This window comes from Enterobacter sp. BWH64 (genome assembly GCF_001037645.1).
Classification (GTDB): domain Bacteria; phylum Pseudomonadota; class Gammaproteobacteria; order Enterobacterales; family Enterobacteriaceae; genus Enterobacter; species Enterobacter hormaechei_C.
This window is the reverse complement of the sequence record NZ_KQ089922.1, coordinates 3,985,716-4,005,196: the sequence shown is the minus strand read 5'-3', so window position 1 is coordinate 4,005,196 and position 19,481 is coordinate 3,985,716. Positions and strand designations below refer to the sequence as shown.

Annotated in this window: 20 protein-coding genes, 1 rRNA gene and 1 other annotated feature; of the genes, 13 read left to right on the top strand and 8 right to left on the bottom strand. The window is 53.3% G+C overall.

The window, feature by feature from the left end:
- Nucleotides 1-88: 88 nt before the first annotated feature.
- The 6 genes from rpsP (at nucleotide 89) to SK50_RS18985 (ending at nucleotide 4,028) form a co-directional block, all read left to right on the top strand.
- Nucleotides 89-337 (top strand): 30S ribosomal protein S16, encoded by a 249-nt coding sequence (rpsP, locus tag SK50_RS19010; protein ID WP_003863133.1) that lies wholly within the window; start codon nucleotides 89-91, stop codon nucleotides 335-337.
- A 15-nt stretch (nucleotides 338-352) separates the two neighbouring features.
- Nucleotides 353-892, top strand: coding sequence for a ribosome maturation factor RimM (rimM, locus tag SK50_RS19005; protein WP_015571575.1), 540 nt, complete (start codon nucleotides 353-355; stop codon nucleotides 890-892).
- A 31-nt stretch (nucleotides 893-923) separates the two neighbouring features.
- Entirely contained in the window at nucleotides 924-1,691 is a 768-nt protein-coding gene (trmD, locus tag SK50_RS19000; RefSeq protein WP_015571574.1) for a tRNA (guanosine(37)-N1)-methyltransferase TrmD, read from the top strand.
- 43 nt (nucleotides 1,692-1,734) lie between these two features.
- On the top strand, nucleotides 1,735-2,082 hold the full coding sequence (rplS, locus tag SK50_RS18995; protein WP_002914145.1) for a 50S ribosomal protein L19: 348 nt from the start codon (nucleotides 1,735-1,737) through the stop codon (nucleotides 2,080-2,082).
- A gap of 132 nt (nucleotides 2,083-2,214) precedes the next feature.
- Entirely contained in the window at nucleotides 2,215-2,619 is a 405-nt protein-coding gene (locus SK50_RS18990; RefSeq protein WP_017692856.1) for a DUF2946 domain-containing protein, read from the top strand.
- Nucleotides 2,620-2,657: 38 nt separating this feature from the next.
- Nucleotides 2,658-4,028 carry a PepSY-associated TM helix domain-containing protein gene (locus tag SK50_RS18985; protein ID WP_017692857.1) on the top strand — a complete coding sequence of 457 codons (1,371 nt, stop codon included), beginning with the start codon at nucleotides 2,658-2,660 and terminating at the stop codon, nucleotides 4,026-4,028.
- 2 nt (nucleotides 4,029-4,030) lie between these two features.
- On the opposite strand, the gene SK50_RS18980 is transcribed toward SK50_RS18985, so the two are convergent.
- The 4 genes from SK50_RS18980 to SK50_RS18965 all read right to left on the bottom strand — a co-directional run bounded on the left by SK50_RS18980 (nucleotide 4,031) and on the right by SK50_RS18965 (nucleotide 6,806).
- Nucleotides 4,031-4,516: an OmpA family protein gene (locus SK50_RS18980; protein WP_017692858.1), complete on the bottom strand. Its 486-nt coding sequence runs from the start codon at nucleotides 4,514-4,516 to the stop codon at nucleotides 4,031-4,033.
- A gap of 12 nt (nucleotides 4,517-4,528) precedes the next feature.
- Entirely contained in the window at nucleotides 4,529-5,749 is a 1,221-nt protein-coding gene (dgcN, locus tag SK50_RS18975; protein WP_017692859.1) for a diguanylate cyclase DgcN/YfiN, read from the bottom strand.
- Nucleotides 5,742-6,278, bottom strand: coding sequence for a regulatory sequestration protein YfiR (locus tag SK50_RS18970; protein ID WP_015571570.1), 537 nt, complete (start codon nucleotides 6,276-6,278; stop codon nucleotides 5,742-5,744). The genes dgcN and SK50_RS18970 overlap by 8 nt, the downstream gene beginning before the upstream one ends.
- Nucleotides 6,279-6,431: 153 nt before the next feature.
- On the bottom strand, nucleotides 6,432-6,806 hold the full coding sequence (locus SK50_RS18965; protein ID WP_015571569.1) for a DUF2799 domain-containing protein: 375 nt from the start codon (nucleotides 6,804-6,806) through the stop codon (nucleotides 6,432-6,434).
- 212 nt (nucleotides 6,807-7,018) lie between these two features.
- On the opposite strand from SK50_RS18965, the gene aroF reads away from it, so the two are divergent.
- The 3 genes from aroF to SK50_RS18950 are packed head-to-tail and all read left to right on the top strand — an operon-like array spanning nucleotide 7,019 to nucleotide 10,154.
- Complete coding sequence (gene aroF, locus SK50_RS18960) at nucleotides 7,019-8,089, top strand: 3-deoxy-7-phosphoheptulonate synthase AroF (protein ID WP_006811632.1); 1,071 nt, start codon at nucleotides 7,019-7,021, stop codon at nucleotides 8,087-8,089.
- Between the two features lie 10 nt (nucleotides 8,090-8,099).
- On the top strand, nucleotides 8,100-9,221 hold the full coding sequence (tyrA, locus tag SK50_RS18955) for a bifunctional chorismate mutase/prephenate dehydrogenase (RefSeq protein WP_006811631.1): 1,122 nt from the start codon (nucleotides 8,100-8,102) through the stop codon (nucleotides 9,219-9,221).
- A gap of 60 nt (nucleotides 9,222-9,281) precedes the next feature.
- A complete protein-coding gene (locus SK50_RS18950; protein WP_032669370.1) occupies nucleotides 9,282-10,154 on the top strand; it encodes an SMP-30/gluconolactonase/LRE family protein in 873 nt (290 codons plus the stop codon).
- Here SK50_RS18950 and pheA read toward each other — a convergent pair.
- From pheA to bamD, 4 genes are all read right to left on the bottom strand, one after another.
- Nucleotides 10,151-11,311, bottom strand: coding sequence for a bifunctional chorismate mutase/prephenate dehydratase (pheA, locus tag SK50_RS18945; RefSeq protein WP_032669371.1), 1,161 nt, complete (start codon nucleotides 11,309-11,311; stop codon nucleotides 10,151-10,153). The two genes, SK50_RS18950 and pheA, sit on opposite strands and share 4 nt — an antisense overlap.
- A gap of 30 nt (nucleotides 11,312-11,341) precedes the next feature.
- Nucleotides 11,342-11,467: a sequence feature (Phe leader region), on the bottom strand.
- A complete protein-coding gene (pheL, locus tag SK50_RS23955; RefSeq protein WP_101731569.1) occupies nucleotides 11,419-11,466 on the bottom strand; it encodes a pheA operon leader peptide PheL in 48 nt (15 codons plus the stop codon). It overlaps the preceding feature by 48 nt.
- Before the next feature lie 104 nt (nucleotides 11,468-11,571).
- Nucleotides 11,572-11,913 (bottom strand): ribosome-associated translation inhibitor RaiA, encoded by a 342-nt coding sequence (raiA, locus tag SK50_RS18940; RefSeq protein ID WP_003863162.1) that lies wholly within the window; start codon nucleotides 11,911-11,913, stop codon nucleotides 11,572-11,574.
- A gap of 267 nt (nucleotides 11,914-12,180) precedes the next feature.
- Complete coding sequence (gene bamD, locus SK50_RS18935; RefSeq protein WP_048229819.1) at nucleotides 12,181-12,918, bottom strand: outer membrane protein assembly factor BamD; 738 nt, start codon at nucleotides 12,916-12,918, stop codon at nucleotides 12,181-12,183.
- Nucleotides 12,919-13,049: 131 nt separating this feature from the next.
- On the opposite strand from bamD, the gene rluD reads away from it, so the two are divergent.
- The 4 genes from rluD to SK50_RS18915 all read left to right on the top strand — a co-directional run bounded on the left by rluD (nucleotide 13,050) and on the right by SK50_RS18915 (nucleotide 19,432).
- Complete coding sequence (gene rluD / locus SK50_RS18930) at nucleotides 13,050-14,030, top strand: 23S rRNA pseudouridine(1911/1915/1917) synthase RluD (RefSeq protein WP_017383977.1); 981 nt, start codon at nucleotides 13,050-13,052, stop codon at nucleotides 14,028-14,030.
- Nucleotides 14,027-14,758 (top strand): purine nucleoside phosphorylase YfiH, encoded by a 732-nt coding sequence (yfiH, locus tag SK50_RS18925; RefSeq protein ID WP_039270053.1) that lies wholly within the window; start codon nucleotides 14,027-14,029, stop codon nucleotides 14,756-14,758. The genes rluD and yfiH overlap by 4 nt, the downstream gene beginning before the upstream one ends.
- A 129-nt stretch (nucleotides 14,759-14,887) precedes the next feature.
- A complete protein-coding gene (clpB, locus tag SK50_RS18920; RefSeq protein ID WP_017692862.1) occupies nucleotides 14,888-17,461 on the top strand; it encodes an ATP-dependent chaperone ClpB in 2,574 nt (857 codons plus the stop codon).
- A gap of 429 nt (nucleotides 17,462-17,890) precedes the next feature.
- A 16S ribosomal RNA gene (locus SK50_RS18915) occupies nucleotides 17,891-19,432 on the top strand.
- Nucleotides 19,433-19,481 lie beyond the last annotated feature (49 nt).

Genomic DNA, 19,481 nt, shown 5'->3' with positions numbered 1-19,481 from the left:
AATGAGTAAAATTTTCGGGCTTTTAATATGACACTCGGGCTCCGTTCCTCGATGGGGCCCGGTTGTTTTATTCACACAAGAGGATGTTATGGTAACTATTCGTTTAGCTCGTCACGGCGCTAAAAAGCGTCCGTTCTACCAGGTTGTTGTGACTGACAGCCGTAATGCACGCAACGGTCGCTTCATCGAGCGCGTTGGTTTCTTCAACCCACTGGCCGCTGGCGCAGAAGAAGAAACCCGTCTGGATCTGGATCGTATCGCTCACTGGGTTGGCCAGGGCGCTACTGTTTCCGATCGCGTTGCTACGCTGATCAAAGCAGCAAACAAAGCAGCTTAATCTGTCACGGTGGTCATGATGAGCAATAAAGCACCTGTTGAACCGATCGTATTGGGAAAAATGGGTTCTTGCTACGGTATCCGTGGTTGGCTCAGAGTGTTTTCCTCCACTGAAGACGCTGATAGCATTTTTAATTACCAGCCCTGGTTTATCCAGAAAGCCGGTAAGTGGGAAGAGGTCGAGCTGGAAAGCTGGCGTCACCACAATCAGGACATCATCATCAAGCTGAAAGGCATTGACGATCGTGATGCCGCGAATGCGCTGACTAATTGTGAAATTGTTGTGGATTCGTCGCAGTTGCCACAGCTGGAAGAGGGTGACTACTACTGGAAAGACCTTATGGGTTGCCAGGTAGTGACCACTGAAGGCTACAGCCTGGGGAAAGTCATCGACATGATGGAAACCGGGTCAAATGACGTTCTCGTCATTAAGGCAAACCTGAAAGATGCATTTGGCATCAAGGAGCGGTTGGTTCCGTTCCTCGATGGACAGGTTATCAAGAAAGTCGATCTCACTACTCAAACCATTGAAGTAGATTGGGATCCTGGTTTTTAAATTCTCCGGATAAACGGTAAAAGACGGCGCTATGTGGATTGGCATAATTAGCCTGTTTCCTGAAATGTTCCGCGCGATTACCGATTACGGGGTAACTGGCCGGGCAGTAAAGAATGGCCTGCTGAGCATCCAGAGCTGGAGTCCTCGTGACTTCACGCACGACCGGCACCGTACCGTGGACGATCGTCCTTACGGCGGCGGACCGGGGATGTTGATGATGGTGCAACCCTTACGGGATGCCATTCACACAGCAAAAGCCGCGGCAGGTGAAGGCGCGAAGGTGATTTATCTGTCACCTCAGGGACGCAAGCTTGATCAAGCGGGCGTGAGCGAACTGGCGACGAATCAAAAGCTGATTTTGGTCTGTGGTCGCTACGAAGGGATAGATGAGCGCGTAATTCAAACCGAGATTGACGAAGAATGGTCTATCGGCGATTACGTTCTCAGCGGTGGTGAGTTACCGGCAATGACGCTGATTGACTCCGTCGCCCGGTTTATTCCGGGGGTTCTGGGCCATGAAGCTTCGGCAACGGAAGATTCCTTTGCCGATGGGTTGCTGGACTGTCCACACTATACTCGTCCTGAAGTGTTAGAAGGGATGGAAGTCCCGGCAGTGTTACTGTCTGGAAACCATGCCGAGATACGTCGCTGGCGTTTGAAGCAGTCGCTGGGCCGAACCTGGCTTAGAAGACCTGAACTTCTGGAAAACCTGGCTCTGACTGAAGAGCAAGCAAAGTTGCTGGCCGAGTTCAAAACTGAACACGTGCACCAGCAGCATGAACATGATGGGAATGCGTAATACGCACCCGAATATCAGTTTACCCAGGATAAGAGATTAAATTATGAGCAACATTATTAAGCAACTTGAACAAGAGCAGATGAAGCAGGACGTACCTTCCTTCCGTCCAGGTGACACCGTGGAAGTGAAAGTATGGGTTGTTGAAGGTTCCAAAAAACGTCTGCAGGCATTCGAGGGCGTGGTTATCGCTATTCGTAACCGCGGTCTGCACTCTGCATTCACTGTTCGTAAAATTTCCAACGGCGAAGGCGTTGAGCGTGTCTTCCAGACTCACTCTCCGGTAGTTGACAGCATTGCTGTTAAACGTCGTGGTGCTGTACGTAAAGCTAAACTGTACTACCTGCGTGAGCGTACTGGTAAGTCTGCTCGTATTAAAGAGCGTCTGAACTAAGATTCGCTTAAGCGACATCCTGTTAGAAAGGGCTGGCCGAAAGGCTGGCCCTTTTTTTATCCCATCGCACCTCTCGCGTTAACCCTTCCGTCATAAATCATTTACAATGTTCGCCTCTTGGGTGGAGGATAAGTGGATAACGTACTGCATCAGCGTAACTGGAAACGCGCAGCGGCATTGACCGCGCTGTTTGCGATCCTGCTGATCGTCGTGGCGCCGCTGATCTCCGTCTCGCTGCAAAAAGATCCCATGAGCGCCATGCCGGGTATGCACCATGACATGAGCATGATGTCGATGGACGAGCATCATAGTGATATGCCGCATTCTATGCCAGTTGACCATGCTGAAGCATGCGGCTACTGCGTGCTGTTAGCGCATGTGCCGGGCGTGATGCTGGCGCTTATCGTTCTGCTCAGCGTGGTGTTGCAGCGGCTGCGCGTGAAACCGCCTCGTCAGGCGGTCAGCCACTGGCACTTTTTCCCCTGGCTTTACCCCGATACCCGCGCGCCGCCGCGTCGGTCTGCTTTCTCCCTTTAAAACAAAATCACTCTCTTTTTGCCTTAAAAAGGAAAAGTATGACTACCTGCACTCCGCGCGCGGCATGGGGAAACCTGCTGCGTCGCCTCCATTTCTATATCGGTCTGTTTGTCGGTCCGTTTATCTTCTTCGCAGCGCTGACCGGAACGCTGTATGTCGCCACGCCGCAGCTTGAAAAGGCGCTGTACCATCATGCACTCCACACGGATGCCGTGGGTGAGGCGCAGCCTCTTGCTGAACAAATTGCCGTGGCGGAAAAGGCCGTGGGTTCAGCGCTGCGTTTACATGCTGTACGTCCGGGGCTGGAAGAGGGCGAAACGACCCGCGTGATGTTTGCCGACCCGGCGCTGGGTCCCTCCGAGCATCGGGCTATTTTTATTGATCCCACCAGCCTTGAGATTCGAGGGGATATGACCGTGTACGGCACCAGCGGGATTTTACCGCTGCGTCAGACTATCGATTATCTGCATACCTCGCTGATGCTGGGCAACATCGGGCGCCTCTATAGCGAGTTAGCCGCCTCGTGGATGTGGGTTGCTGCCCTGGGCGGGATCGCGCTGTGGTTCTACACCCGACCGAAGCGCCGTATTAACAATCGTTTCCAGAATCGTCGTCGCCTGCATGTGATCTTAGGCTGGACGTTACTGGCGGGAATGCTGCTGTTCTCAGTCACCGGGTTAACCTGGTCACAATGGGCCGGTGGCAACGTCGATAAGCTGCGTGCAGAGATGAACTGGCTGACGCCGCAGGTAAACACCACCCTTTCCGGTGCGCCGGAAATGAGGGATGAACACGCCGAACATCGTGGTCATCACGGGGGAATGACGATGCCTGAAATGCCAGTCAAACTGTCGCTTTTTGACAACGTATTGCAGGTCGCCCGCCAGTCAGGGATTGATGCGAACAACGTTGAGATCCGTCCGGCAAGCAGGGTCGACCAGGCCTGGACGGTGACGGAAATCGATCGCCGCTGGCCAACGCAGGTTGATGCCGTTGCCGTGGATCCCCACTCACTGAAGGTGCTGGACAGCACTCTCTTCGGGGATTTCCCGCTGATGGCTAAACTCACCCGCTGGGGCGTGGATTTCCATATGGGGATCCTGTTTGGTCTGGCAAATCAGCTGCTGCTCATCGCGTTTGGCGTTGCGCTGTGTGTGTTAATTATCTGGGGATACCGGATGTGGTGGATGCGTCGCCCTGCAACGTCAGCCGCGAATCCGGTACAGACGCTCTGCCAAAGCTGGCTGGCATTGCCGCTGTGGGGAAGGGGAATGACGTTCCTGATAAGCCTCCTGCTGGGGCTGGCGTTGCCGGTAATGGGCGTCAGTCTGGCGGTCTTTATTGTGATTGACTGGCTGCGCTGGCGAGCAGGTTCAGGCGTGTCGCTCGCCGGAACAGCCGTTAAATAGCCTTAAGGCGTGCTGATGACTACCGCAACCCGGCGGTTTTCAGCTCGCCCCTGCGCAGTGCGGTTGCTGCTGATAGGGTATTTTTTTCCTAAGCCCCGCGTAGTGAGATTGCTGCGCGGGATATTCGCGCCCTTCGCCCAGGCATCCGCCACAACATTGGCACGTTTTAACGAAAGCGCTTCGTTGTAGCTCTCTTCGCCATAGTTATCCGTATGGCCATCCATCCTGGCGTGGTTCAGACCGGTTGCCGCCAGGCGTGAGGCCATAGTCTGGATCTGCGTTTCACTTTCCGGGCGCAGCCTGGCGTCATTTTTATCAAACAGGATCTTATCCGACAGGCCCAGAGACCAGTCGCCATTCAGTTCGTTAAAGCCGTAGGATTTCATGGCCGCAATTTGCTCTGGCGTGAATTTCCCTTCAGGGGATGACTGGCATCCGGACATTACCAGTGATGCCAGTATTAACGGCGCAAAGTATCGCTTTAACATATCGTCTTCCTTTCAGGATATTGTTTTCGAACGCTGGTTTTTGACCAGATACATATTGCGATCGGCTTGCTCCAGTAATGCTTCAACGGAGGCATTTTCCCACGCCAGAGCAAAGCCAATGCTGAGGGACATTGATGCTGTGTGCCCGTTATGCAGATCAAACGGACGGATAAATTGCTGCGACAGAGCAGCGCAAATAAATTCGACCTCACGTGCGGTGTGGACGCCGTAAAGGATCATGGCAAATTCATCGCCGCCAAGACGGTAAGACTGATGACGTTTTTCGCCAAACTCGACCATCCTTTTGGCGGCTTCGATCAGTACGCAGTCACCCGCGGCATGACCCCAGGTGTCATTGATAACCTTAAAGTTATCACCGTCCAGGAAGAGCAGGGCAGAATTGGTTTTTGCTGAAGCGTCGTTCATTAATGCCGCAATGTTGTTGCGAAACGCGGCGCGGTTTGCAAGCCCCGTGAGCGGATCGTGCATGGCGGTACGCAACAGTTGAGCGTTTTTCGCCTGTAGCTTGAGCTGCCACTCTTCCATTTCATCCAGCAGGCTGTTGAAGTCTTCACCAAACTGGTGGAACTCTTCAATGCGGCCTTCCGTTACCCGGCGAGAGAAGTTGCGGTTAGTGCGAACGTCATGCACAACGTCAGTGATGTTTTGCATTTCAACAACCATGCCATGATGTAGCGAGCGAGTGATGGTCAATGCGACGGCAGAGGCAAAAAGAATGCAGCCGGTGAGGACCGCAAATGAGAGCCAGATAAAGTGGCTAATCAGGCTGTCTCGCGCGGTCAGACGAATTTCGCCAATCACATTGCCGTTATGTATGATGGGCTGTGCGACAGGAACAGGGAACAACCACCGGTTGACCAGCGCGCCCAGCGTGTCGGTATTATCCGCCGGGTTCCATGACCACCAGGCAAACCGTTTATGATGTGCGTTAAGCACTTCCGCCACGGCGAACTGCCCCTGCTTGCCGAGGGTCGCCAGCGTTTCATTTGCCGCCACGGCATCGTTGAACACCAGAGAGGCTTCAAGGCTGTGGCTCATGGTGGCGCCGGTAAGTTCGAGGTTTTTTTGCGCGTATTGCTTTAATGTCACCACGGAAGCGAAACACAGCAGCAACCATATAAACGTCATCGTTATAATGACGCTTATCATGCTGATTCGTCGCAACGTTCTTTTAAACGTCGGACGCGGTGTTGGTGCGACTTCCTTATTCATGCTTCTTATTCCGTGCGAGCATTAATACATCCGGATTGACTCTTACGCCACTGCGCGCCAGCGCATCCAGATTTACGGAAAACCTGACGAGGTTGTGCTCTATTATCAGACAAAATGCGCTGCCAATAACGCATTCAGGATTTTGTTCTGACATTAATAGCAACGCCTGGCCCTGATATTGATTTATTATTTCCTGTTGTTTTGCCGGCGACTCGCTCCCGAAATAGAGGGCATCACACCTTGCTGCGAGTGCTTCCCGATCGCTATGCACAATGACAGGACTATAGGGCAACGGGTTGTGTTCATCTTCACTGCTGAGCGCCTGTCTGTAATGGGAAGAGGCATAAATACAGAGCTTAGGCTGGCCGGACAGTGCTGGCCATCGGGTGTAGCTCACAATGCCAGAAACAATCGAACGTACTGATTTATCCGTTTCCGTGAACGAGCCTGCCGTTGCAGGGGCTACTAAAATGAACAGTATTAGCACCAGGGGGAGTCGGAGCAAAGCGATCAAGATTGCATTTCTCATCAGAATCCGCCAAACCGCCCCGGAAATAGATGTCCTTAAGAATTGTCGGCAGAATACCATTGTTTATCAAAGCCGTCATTATGTCAGAAATATCCCTGTTTTGACCTAAGCTAAATCTTACAGTGAGCTATATTCAGAGGAATTAAGGCAGGCTCAATTAAGCCTGCTGGAACGCATACTTTCATCCAATCCTTGTTGCCAGGATTCATGCAGTTTTACTGCATTTTCAGTTGCATCGCAGCTGGCAGGAAATGATTTGCCCGCTAATCCCCAGGCGTGAATAAAGCCCTCTTCGCATATTTTTTTCTGTCCGTTAGCGTAGCCACGAAGATATTTCGCTCGATCAACCTGAGGGTCATTAAAACTATCGGCCAGAGCCTGGTTATCTTTAACCGGAACACCATTCATAGCGTCTTCTTTACCGGCCGTGAACCAGTCCGGGCTGGTCCAGTCAGGCTGAAAAGTATAAGGATTGATCTGGCAACCCGACAAAATCAGCGACAACAACATAAAAATAATTGAACGCATGGCTATTCTCCTTTTTGTGAGCATAGCCTGACTTACAGGCGTGCGTGTGTAATTTTAACTTTACGATTTTAGGCCATGACTTTTGCAATTAAAGGGTTGATGTAAAGTAATGTGTACGTATTTTGGATTGAAATCTTTACTTAATGTGATATCGTTGTGTCACCTCTTCGAGGAAAACCACTATCGCAAACGAGTTTGACAGGATCGCAATCATGCAAAAAGACGCGCTGAACAACGTACATATCACTGACGAACAGGTGTTAATCACCCCGGATCAACTGAAGGCGGAATTCCCGCTGAGCGTCGCGCAGGAAGCTCAGATTGAGCACTCGCGCCAGACCATTTCTGACATTATCGCTGGCCGCGATCCGCGCCTGCTGGTGGTATGTGGTCCTTGCTCTATTCACGATCCTGAAACCGCCATTGAGTACGCTCGTCGATTTAAAGCATTAGCGGAGGAGGTCAGCGATAGCCTCTATCTGGTGATGCGCGTCTATTTTGAGAAGCCACGTACGACCGTTGGCTGGAAAGGGTTGATCAACGATCCGCACATGGATGGCTCGTTTGATGTGGAAGCCGGCCTGAAGATTGCGCGTCGCCTGCTGGTAGAGCTGGTCAGCATGGGGCTGCCGCTGGCAACCGAGGCGCTGGATCCGAACAGCCCGCAGTACCTCGGCGATCTGTTTAGCTGGTCTGCGATTGGGGCGCGCACCACCGAGTCACAAACCCACCGCGAGATGGCGTCTGGCCTGTCTATGCCGGTTGGTTTTAAAAACGGTACCGACGGCAGCCTGGCCACGGCGATTAACGCCATGCGCGCCGCCGCCATGCCCCATCGTTTTGTCGGGATCAACCAGGCGGGCCAGGTATGCCTGCTGCAAACGCAGGGCAACCCGGACGGGCATGTGATCCTGCGCGGTGGTAAAGCGCCAAACTACAGCCCGGCGGATGTCGCGCAGTGTGAAAAAGAGATGGAACAGGCGGGACTGCGTCCGGCGCTGATGGTAGATTGCAGTCATGGTAATTCGAATAAAGATTACCGTCGCCAGCCTGCGGTTGCAGAATCTGTGATTGCTCAGATTAAAGATGGCAACCGTTCAATTATCGGCCTGATGATTGAAAGTAATATTCATGAAGGCAATCAGTCATCGGAACAGCCGCGTAGCGCGATGAAGCCCGGCGTCTCGGTCACCGATGCCTGCATTAGCTGGGAAACCACCGATGCGCTGCTGCGTGAGATCCACAAAGATTTGAACGGCCAGCTGGCGACGCGTCTGGCATAAGAGGGTAGTTATGGTTGCTGAATTGACCGCATTACGCGATCAAATTGATGAAGTGGATAAGGCGTTGCTGGATCTTCTGGCGCGCCGCATGGCACTGGTTGCTGAGGTCGGCGAGGTTAAAAGTAAATACGGACTGCCGATTTACGTTCCGGAGCGTGAGGCCTCTATGCTCGCCTCCCGCCGTAAAGAGGCGCAGGCCCTGGGCGTATCACCTGATTTGATTGAGGACGTCCTGCGTCGCGTGATGCGGGAGTCCTATTCCAGCGAAAACGACAAGGGCTTCAAAACCCTCTGTCCGTCGCTGCGCCCGGTGGTTATCGTCGGTGGTGGCGGGCAGATGGGGCGTCTGTTTGAGAAAATGCTGACGCTTTCTGGCTATCAGGTGCGTATTCTGGAGAAAGAGGACTGGTCGCACGCGCCGGAGCTGATGAAAGACGCCGGAATGGTTATCGTCAGCGTGCCGATCCATGTGACGGAGCAAATAATCGCGAAACTTCCTCCGCTGCCGGAAGATTGCATACTGGTGGACCTGGCCTCCGTTAAAAATGGTCCGCTACAGGCAATGCTGGCGGCGCACACTGGCCCCGTGCTTGGGTTACACCCGATGTTTGGCCCGGACAGCGGAAGCCTGGCGAAGCAGGTAGTGGTTTACTGTGACGGACGGCAGCCGGAAGCCTACCAGTGGTTCCTGGAACAGATCCAGGTCTGGGGAGCACGTTTGCACCGCATTAGCGCGGTAGAGCATGACCAGAACATGGCGTTTATTCAGGCGCTGCGCCACTTTGCAACCTTCGCCTATGGGCTGCACCTGGCGGAAGAGAACGTTCAGCTTGAACAATTGCTGGCGCTTTCCTCGCCAATCTATCGTCTGGAGCTGGCGATGGTCGGGCGACTGTTTGCCCAGGATCCGCAGCTTTACGCCGACATCATTATGTCGTCTGAAAATAATCTGGCGCTGATCAAGCGCTATTATCAGCGTTTTGGCGAAGCGATCACCTTGCTGGAACACGGCGATAAACAAGCCTTTATCGACAGTTTCCGTAAAGTGGAGCACTGGTTCGGTGATTACGCCACGCGATTCCAGAGTGAAAGCCGCACGCTGTTGCGCCAGGCAAATGACAGTCGCCAGTAATGCGATGATGTATATACTGAAAGCCAGCATTGCTGGCTTTTTTCATTTTGGGGAACTGTCATGGCTGAACCGCAGCTGCTGTTGAACTATACCGGGCATCTGCCCGAATGCCCGACGTGGAGTGCAGAAGAGAAGGCGCTCTACTGGGCGGATATCCTGGAAGGGGAGATCCATCGGTACCATCTGCCCACCGCAGAGCTCTCGGTGCTCTCATTCCATGAAGAAGTTGGGTGTTTTGCCCTGCGTGAACGCGGCGGATTTATCGTCGCGATGCGAAACGCCATCTGGCTGACCGATAAGCACGGCCTGCTACAGCGTAAAGTTTGCGATAACCCATCCAACCCGCAGCTTGCACGCTTTAACGATGGCGGTACCGATCATCAGGGACGGTTTTATGCGGGCACCTTCTGGGGGCCGGGAGATTATAACGGCGCCATGCTGATGCGTATCGACAACGACCTGACGCCGAAAGTGATCCAGTGCGATATTCACGGGCATAACGGTTTAGCGTTTAGTCCTGACAAACGATGGATGTTTACTTCTGATACGCCGAACGGTGTGATCTACCGTACGCCGCTTGATGAGCAGGGGGAACCCGGTAAGCGCGAAGAGTTTCGCCGGTTTAGCGAGGGAGAAGGTATACCCGATGGAGCGGCAATGGATGAGGAAGGCTGCTACTGGAGCGCACTGTTTGACGGCTGGCGTATCGCACGGTTTTCACCGCAAGGCGAACAGCTGGAAGAGTATCGGCTGCCGGTACGCTGCCCGACAATGGTCTGCTTTGGCGGCGACGATATGAAAACGCTGTTTATCACCACCACGCGGGAAAATATGGAGGCGGAGGAGCTGGCGAAATATCCGCTTTCCGGTGCCATCTTCACCCTGCCTGTAAATGTGGCAGGGATGAAGAAAAGCCGCTTTATCGAACGTTAAGCCGGATCGACCGGGACCACGTTTTCGCTCGGATAGCAGCCCAGCACTTTCATGGAGCGTGTGATCTCGCCCAGTTCGCGCAGGGCTTTCTGCATGGACGCAGACTCCAGGTTGGCCTGAACGTCGAGATAAAACATTTCTTCCCACGGGTTGCCATGTATTGGGCGGGATTCCAGCTTCGTCATGATCAGGTTGTGATTACGCAGCACCAGCAGCGCTTCAACCAGCGCACCCGCCTGCTGGCCGGTCGCCATCAGCAGGGTGGTTTTCGCCGGGACCTGGTCCGACACGTTGATGGCCTTGCGGGCCAGAACCACGAAACGGGTGATATTCTGCGTCTGGTTGGCCAGATTGCGTTCCAGCACCTGTAAGCCATACAGCGCGCCGCCCGCTTCGCTACCGAGAGCCGCGATGGCAGAAGAGTTTGCCTGCGCCACTTTTTCCATCGCCGCCGAGGTGCTTTCGGTGTATTCAATTTTCCAGTGCGGATAACGGTTCAGGAACTGGCTGCACTGCTGGAACGGCTGCGGGTGGCTGTACACCGTTTTAATCTGACTCAGATCGGTTGAGCCAGAGACCAGCACACAGTGATCGATAGGGATAGTCAACTCGCCGACTAACGACAGGCTGGTGTGCTGGAGCAGATCGTAAACATCGTTGATGGCACCGGAACTGGTGTTCTCAATAGGCACTACGGCGTAATCTGCCTGGCCGGTTTCGACCTGGTTGAAAATGTCTGCAAATTTCGCGCAGCCGCTCTCAATAAACTCTTCGAAATGGCGGGCTGCGTACTGGCGAGCTGCCAGGTGAGAATAGGACCCTTTCGGGCCGAGGAAAGCGATACGAGCAGAGTGCGGGTTGGTTTTGTTCAGATGCTGCTGGAGCAGGGCTTGTTGCGTCAGAACGGAGTCTTCGATGATGAGCTGGAACAGGCGGGTGATGTAGTGCGCATCCAGATGATGCGCTTTGCCGAGTTGAATCAACCGTTCCAGTAAATCACGTTCGCGATCGATATCGCGCACCGGCCGATGGGACTCGAGCTTGGCTTTGCCCACTTCAACGGCGAGCGCGCGGCGTTCTGCCAGCAGGGCCAGTAATTTTTCGTCGAGTGCACTGATTTTTACGCGTAAATCCAGGAGCGGGTTTTCCGGTGTCATAGTGTTGTCTGTCTCATTTTATCGTTATCAATAAAAAAGGCCTCCCGGTGTGGGAGGCCTTGTTGTTCGTCTTCGCATTCTTTATCACACGACGAAACGCCTCCCGGTCAGGGGAAGGTAAAAAAGAATGCGTAGAAAAACGGCGTCTGTTTCATAAAGTCATCCTGAAATTGATAGGGTTAAAGTACCTGCACTGTTTTGATCCTGTCAATAAAAAACGCGCCCGAAGGCGCGTTGTCGGTACACTCAATTTTAGAGGATTACTCTTCTTCAACTTCTTCCGCGAAGCTGGCGTCTTTCACCGAGGTTGCGGCGCGACGTGCTTCACCTTTGTGTTGCACTTTATTGAGCTGCCGTTCCAGCTTGTTGATCAAATCGTTAATTGCAGTGTACATATCCTCGTGTTTTGCGCTGGCGACCAGATGGCCGTTTGGAGTATTGATAGTTGCATCAGCGATGAAACCCTGCGGCTCCTTGGACAGGATGATATGTGGATTAATCAAATGTGTTTGCCATTTATCCAGTTTGGCGAGACGGTCTGCGACGTGCTGGCGGATTGCCGGAGTAATTTCCATTTGTTTACTGGTAATGTTCATTGTCATAAATTTTACCTCTTGTCTTTCCGTCTTGGTGATTCCAGCATACCCGACCTAATGTCAAAATGTGTGATTTGGATCACGTTATTTTGTCGGTTTTTGTCAGGGAATCTTTTTTGTGAGGCAGGGCAGGAAGAGGTGAGATTTACCTTGTCGAAGCCAACAATTGCGGTCATAGTTGAATGGATGTGTTGAAGCTAAACCGCTTCAGCGTAAGTCTGAAAGAATAAAAAAACGGCAGCCCGCGGGCTGCCGTTATGCATTGTAGCGGTATCAGGTGTTGCTGCTGTTCGCGGCGATGATTTTCGCCACTTTGTCAGCCTGAGCCGTCATCTGCATCTGGCGATACGCATTCTCCATCAGCTTCAGGCCATCACGCGTGGCCTGCGTATCCGGATAATCACGCAGCATGCCTTCTACACGGTTAACCACGGCAACCCATGCGCCACGGCGGGTGTAGTATTCCGCAACGGAGTACTCATATTTCGCCAGACGATCTTTCAGGAACACCAGACGCTTAGTGGCATCGGTAATGTACTGGCTGTTCCGGTAGCTACGCACCAGCTTGGAGAAGTCATTGAAAGCATCACGCGCATGTTGCGGGTCACGGTCGGAACGATCCACCCCGAAGAAGCCCTGCAATGCACTGTCATCCAGCGCCATGTTAGTCAGGCCGCGCATGTACATCACGTAATCGATGTTAGGATGGGTAGGGTTCAGACGCATGAAACGATCGATCGTTGCCTGAGCCAGCGGCAGATCGGCATTTTTGTAGTAGGCGTAGATAAGATCTAACTGTACCTGCTGCGAATACGGGCCAAACGGATAGCGATTATCCAACGCTTCCAGTTGCGTTATCGCCTGTTTCCAGTTACCGTCCTGCAACTTTTGTTGTGCAGTCGCATAGATTTCATTCGGCGGATTGTCAGGGACCTGTTCATTCGAACCGGAGCAGCCCACCAAAGCCAGGCTCAACGTGGCCGCTGCCACCAGATATTTCATGCGCGTCATGACGTTTTGACTTTCCTCAAATGTTTGTCCGGGAGAAACTCAGTTCCTGCTCCCGATTAAGACCAGCTACAATAGCACACTATATTAAACGGCAAAGCCGTAAAACCCAACGTTAAACGAAGAAGCAGTTTATGGCACAACGAGTAGAACTCACCGCAACAGTCTCCGAAAATCAGCTCGGTCAACGCTTAGATCAGGCTTTGGCCGAATTGTTCCCTGATTATTCGCGTTCACGCATAAAAGAATGGATCCTTGACCAGCGCGTGCTGGTAAACGGCAAGATCTGGGACAAACCAAAAGAGAAAGTGTTTGGTGGGGAAGCTGTCGCCATCAATGCTGAAATCGAAGAGGAAGTCCGCTTCGAGCCGCAGGATATCCCGCTGGATATCGTCTACGAAGATGACGATATTCTGGTCATCAACAAGCCGCGTGACTTTGTTGTTCATCCGGGCGCGGGCAATCCTGACGGTACGGTACTTAACGCTCTCCTTCATTATTATCCGCCGATTGCCGACGTACCGCGTGCCGGTATCGTTCACCGTCTGGATAAAGACACCACGGGTCTGATGGTGGTGGCGAAGACGGTCCCAGCTCAGACTCGCCTGGTGGAATCTTTGCAATTGCGCGAAATTACCCGTGAGTATGAAGCGGTGGCGATTGGTCATATGACCTCTGGCGGCACGGTGGAAGAGCCTATCAGCCGTCACCCAACCAAGCGTACGCATATGTCCGTACACCCAATGGGTAAACCGGCGGTAACCCACTACCGCATCATGGAACATTTCCGTATTCATACGCGCCTGCGTCTGCGTCTGGAAACCGGGCGTACTCACCAGATCCGCGTGCACATGGCGCATATTACCCATCCGCTGGTGGGTGACCCGGTTTACGGCGGTCGTCCGCGTCCACCAAAGGGCGCATCGGATGAATTCATCTCCGTGCTGCGTAAATTCGATCGCCAGGCGCTGCATGCGACGATGCTGCGTCTTTATCACCCAATTACTGGAATTCAGATGGAATGGCATGCGCCGATCCCACAGGATATGGTGGAACTTATCGACGCGATGCGCGCAGATTTCGAAGAACATAAGGATCACGTGGACTGGTTATGACCAAACTGATTGTCCCGGCGTGGCCACTGCCTGAAGGCGTGGCCGCCTGTAGTTCAACCCGTATCGGTGGCGTGAGCCAGGGCGCGTGGGAGTCTCTGAACCTCGGTGCGCACTGTGGCGATAACCTGGAGCACGTTGAAGAGAACCGTAAACGCCTCTTTGCTGCGGGAAACCTTCCTTCAAAACCGGTCTGGCTTGAGCAGGTGCACGGTAAAGCGGTGCTGAAGCTGACGGGGGAGCCCTATGCGTCTAAGCGCGCCGATGCTTCGTACAGCAATACGCCGGGAACGGTTTGCGCGGTGATGACTGCTGATTGCCTGCCGGTGTTGTTCTGCAATAAGGCAGGAACTGAAGTGGCTGCTGCCCACGCCGGATGGCGAGGCCTGTGCGAAGGCGTGCTGGAAGAGACCGTTGCCTGCTTCCATGACGATTCTGCAAATCTCATCGCCTGGCTTGGCCCGGCGATTGGCCCGCAGGCGTTTGAGGTCGGGCCCGAAGTGCGCGATGCCTTTATGGAAAAAGATCCGCAAGCGGTCGAAGCGTTTGTGGCTTCCGGAGATAAATATCTGGCCGATATTTATCAGCTTGCCCGCCAGCGCCTGAATAACGTCGGCGTGACCCAAATCTTCGGCGGAGATCGCTGTACCTTCACCGAAAAGGGTGATTTTTTCTCCTATCGCCGCGACAAGACGACAGGTCGTATGGCAAGTTTCATTTGGCTGATATAACCTAAAGAATCAAGACGATCCGGTACGCGCCGTTTTCTTTTCACATAATTCAGGTTATTAACCTTGAATAATTGAGGGATGACCTCATTTAATCTCCAGTAGCAAATTTGACCTGTTATGGGAGGAGTTATGCGTCTGGATCGTCTTACTAATAAATTCCAGCTTGCTCTCGCCGATGCCCAGTCCCTCGCACTGGGGCACGACAACCAATTTATCGAACCTCTTCATTTAATGAGCGCCTTGCTGAATCAGGAAGGGGGATCGGTACGTCCTTTATTAACGTCCGCTGGCATTAATGCCGGCCAGTTACGCACCGCCATCGATCAGGCGCTGAGCCGTTTACCGCAGGTAGAAGGTACCGGCGGCGACGTGCAGCCGTCGCAGGATCTGGTGCGCGTGCTGAACCTTTGCGACAAGCTGGCGCAAAAACGTGGGGACAACTTTATTTCGTCAGAGCTGTTTGTTCTGGCGGCGCTTGAATCACGCGGTACCTTAACCGACCTGCTGAAATCCGCCGGTGCAACCACCGCTAATGTGACCCAGGCGATTGAGAAAATGCGCGGAGGTGAAAGCGTGAACGACCAGGGAGCCGAAGACCAACGTCAGGCTTTGAAGAAATTTACGGTCGACCTGACCGAACGTGCCGAGCAGGGCAAACTTGACCCGGTAATCGGCCGTGACGAAGAAATTCGTCGGACTATCCAGGTACTGCAACGTCGTACCAAAAACAACCCGGTGCTGATTGGGGAGCCTGGCGTCGGTAAAACCGCCATCGTTGAAGGGCTGGCGCAGCGTATCGTTAATGGCGAAGTGCCCGAAGGGCTGAAAGGCCGTCGCGTACTGGCGCTGGATATGGGCGCGCTGGTGGCCGGGGCGAAATACCGCGGTGAATTTGAAGAGCGTCTGAAAGGCGTGCTGAACGATCTGGCGAAACAGGAAGGTAACGTCATCCTGTTTATCGACGAACTGCACACCATGGTGGGGGCGGGTAAAGCTGACGGCGCAATGGATGCCGGGAACATGCTGAAACCTGCGCTGGCGCGTGGTGAACTTCACTGCGTCGGCGCCACTACGCTGGACGAGTATCGTCAGTACATTGAAAAAGATGCCGCGCTGGAGCGTCGCTTCCAGAAGGTGTTTGTCGCTGAACCAAGCGTTGAAGATACCATCGCCATTTTGCGAGGACTGAAAGAGCGTTATGAGCTGCACCATCACGTGCAGATCACTGACCCGGCCATCGTTGCGGCGGCGACGCTTTCGCATCGTTACATTGCCGACCGTCAGTTGCCGGATAAAGCCATCGACCTTATCGATGAAGCGGCGTCCAGCATCCGTATGCAGATTGACTCGAAACCGGAAGAGCTGGACCGACTCGATCGCCGCATTATCCAGCTCAAGCTGGAACAGCAGGCGCTGAACAAAGAGTCTGACGAAGCGAGTAAGAAACGCCTCGATATGCTTAACGAAGAACTGGACGAGAAAGAGCGTCAGTATTCTGAGCTGGAAGAAGAGTGGAAAGCTGAGAAAGCCTCACTCTCTGGCACCCAGACAATCAAGGCGGAGCTGGAGCAGGCGAAAATTGCCATTGAGCAGGCCCGTCGCGTAGGAGATCTGGCGCGGATGTCCGAGCTACAGTACGGCAAGATCCCTGAGCTGGAAAAACAGCTTGAGATCGCCACGCAGTCGGAAGGCAAAACCATGCGTCTGTTGCGTAATAAAGTGACGGATGCCGAGATTGCCGAAGTGCTGGCGCGCTGGACGGGTATTCCTGTGGCTCGCATGATGGAAAGCGAACGTGAGAAACTGCTGCGTATGGAGCAGGATCTGCATCAGCGCGTCATTGGACAGAACGAAGCGGTCGAAGCGGTATCTAACGCCATTCGTCGTAGCCGTGCGGGGCTGTCCGATCCGAATCGTCCAATCGGCTCGTTCCTTTTCCTGGGGCCAACCGGTGTCGGTAAAACCGAGCTGTGTAAAGCGCTGGCTAACTTTATGTTCGACAGCGATGACGCGATGGTGCGTATCGATATGTCCGAGTTTATGGAGAAACACTCCGTCTCGCGTCTGGTCGGTGCGCCTCCGGGATATGTCGGTTATGAAGAGGGCGGTTACCTGACGGAAGCGGTTCGTCGTCGTCCTTATTCCGTCATCCTGCTGGATGAAGTGGAAAAGGCTCATCCTGACGTGTTTAACATTCTGTTGCAGGTGCTGGATGATGGGCGTCTGACGGACGGGCAGGGAAGAACGGTCGACTTCCGTAACACGGTGGTGATCATGACCTCGAACCTGGGTTCCGATTTGATTCAGGAACGCTTCGGTGAGCTGGATTACAGCCATATGAAAGATCTTGTGCTGGGTGTGGTCAGCCAAAACTTCCGTCCGGAGTTCATCAACCGTATTGATGAAGTGGTCGTGTTCCATCCGCTGGGCGAGAAACACATCGCGTCGATTGCGCAGATCCAGTTGCAGCGTCTGTACAAACGTCTGGAAGAGCGTGGGTATGAAATCCACATTTCCGACGATGCGCTGAAGCTGCTGAGCGAGAATGGTTACGATCCTGTTTATGGTGCGCGTCCGTTAAAACGTGCTATCCAGCAGCAGATCGAAAACCCGCTGGCACAGCAAATCCTCTCTGGGGAGCTGGTTCCGGGCAAAGTTATTCGTCTGGAAGCCAACGACGATCGCATTGTGGCAGTGCAGTAAGTCACAAAACGCAAAAACGGGCCGCTTGCGGCTCGTTTTTGTTTAAAAACCAGGCGAAAATTGAGGTCTGGGATGTGATTTGCCTGGAAAATGAGCGGTCAGTAAATAATTTTCACTTTATCCTTGCAGGTTCGGAATTACTCCCTATAATGTGCCTCCACTGACACGGAACAACGGCACGCAAGCCGCCGGGTCAGCAGAGAAAAGCAAAACAAACGCTTGACTCTGAAGCGGGAAAGCGTAGTATGCACACCCCGCGCCGCAGCGAAAACGAAGCGGCACTGCTCTTTAACAATTTATCAGACAATCTGTGTGGGCACTCAAAGTGACATGGATTCTTAATGTCCTCGGACACTAAATGAATACCAAGTCTCAACGAGTGAACACGTAATTCATTACGAAGTTTAATTCATTGAGCATCAAACTTTTAAATTGAAGAGTTTGATCATGGCTCAGATTGAACGCTGGCGGCAGGCCTAACACATGCAAGTCGAACGGTAACAGGAAGCAGCTTGCTGCTTCGCTGACGAGTGGCGGACGGGTGAGTAATGTCTGGGAAACTGCCTGATGGAGGGGGATAACTACTGGAAACGGTAGCTAATACCGCATAACGTCGCAAGACCAAAGAGGGGGACCTTCGGGCCTCTTGCCATCGGATGTGCCCAGATGGGATTAGCTAGTAGGTGGGGTAACGGCTCACCTAGGCGACGATCCCTAGCTGGTCTGAGAGGATGACCAGCCACACTGGAACTGAGACACGGTCCAGACTCCTACGGGAGGCAGCAGTGGGGAATATTGCACAATGGGCGCAAGCCTGATGCAGCCATGCCGCGTGTATGAAGAAGGCCTTCGGGTTGTAAAGTACTTTCAGCGGGGAGGAAGGCGATAAGGTTAATAACCTTGTCGATTGACGTTACCCGCAGAAGAAGCACCGGCTAACTCCGTGCCAGCAGCCGCGGTAATACGGAGGGTGCAAGCGTTAATCGGAATTACTGGGCGTAAAGCGCACGCAGGCGGTCTGTCAAGTCGGATGTGAAATCCCCGGGCTCAACCTGGGAACTGCATTCGAAACTGGCAGGCTAGAGTCTTGTAGAGGGGGGTAGAATTCCAGGTGTAGCGGTGAAATGCGTAGAGATCTGGAGGAATACCGGTGGCGAAGGCGGCCCCCTGGACAAAGACTGACGCTCAGGTGCGAAAGCGTGGGGAGCAAACAGGATTAGATACCCTGGTAGTCCACGCCGTAAACGATGTCGACTTGGAGGTTGTGCCCTTGAGGCGTGGCTTCCGGAGCTAACGCGTTAAGTCGACCGCCTGGGGAGTACGGCCGCAAGGTTAAAACTCAAATGAATTGACGGGGGCCCGCACAAGCGGTGGAGCATGTGGTTTAATTCGATGCAACGCGAAGAACCTTACCTACTCTTGACATCCAGAGAACTTAGCAGAGATGCTTTGGTGCCTTCGGGAACTCTGAGACAGGTGCTGCATGGCTGTCGTCAGCTCGTGTTGTGAAATGTTGGGTTAAGTCCCGCAACGAGCGTAACCCTTATCCTTTGTTGCCAGCGGTCCGGCCGGGAACTCAAAGGAGACTGCCAGTGATAAACTGGAGGAAGGTGGGGATGACGTCAAGTCATCATGGCCCTTACGAGTAGGGCTACACACGTGCTACAATGGCGCATACAAAGAGAAGCGACCTCGCGAGAGCAAGCGGACCTCATAAAGTGCGTCGTAGTCCGGATTGGAGTCTGCAACTCGACTCCATGAAGTCGGAATCGCTAGTAATCGTGGATCAGAATGCCACGGTGAATACGTTCCCGGGCCTTGTACACACCGCCCGTCACACCATGGGAGTGGGTTGCAAAAGAAGTAGGTAGCTTAACCTTCGGGAGGGCGCTTACCACTTTGTGATTCATGACTGGGGTGAAGTCGTAACAAGGTAACCGTAGGGGAACCTGCGGTTGGATCACCTCCTTACCTTAAAGAACCTGCCTTTGTAGTGCTCACACAGATTGTCTGATGAAAA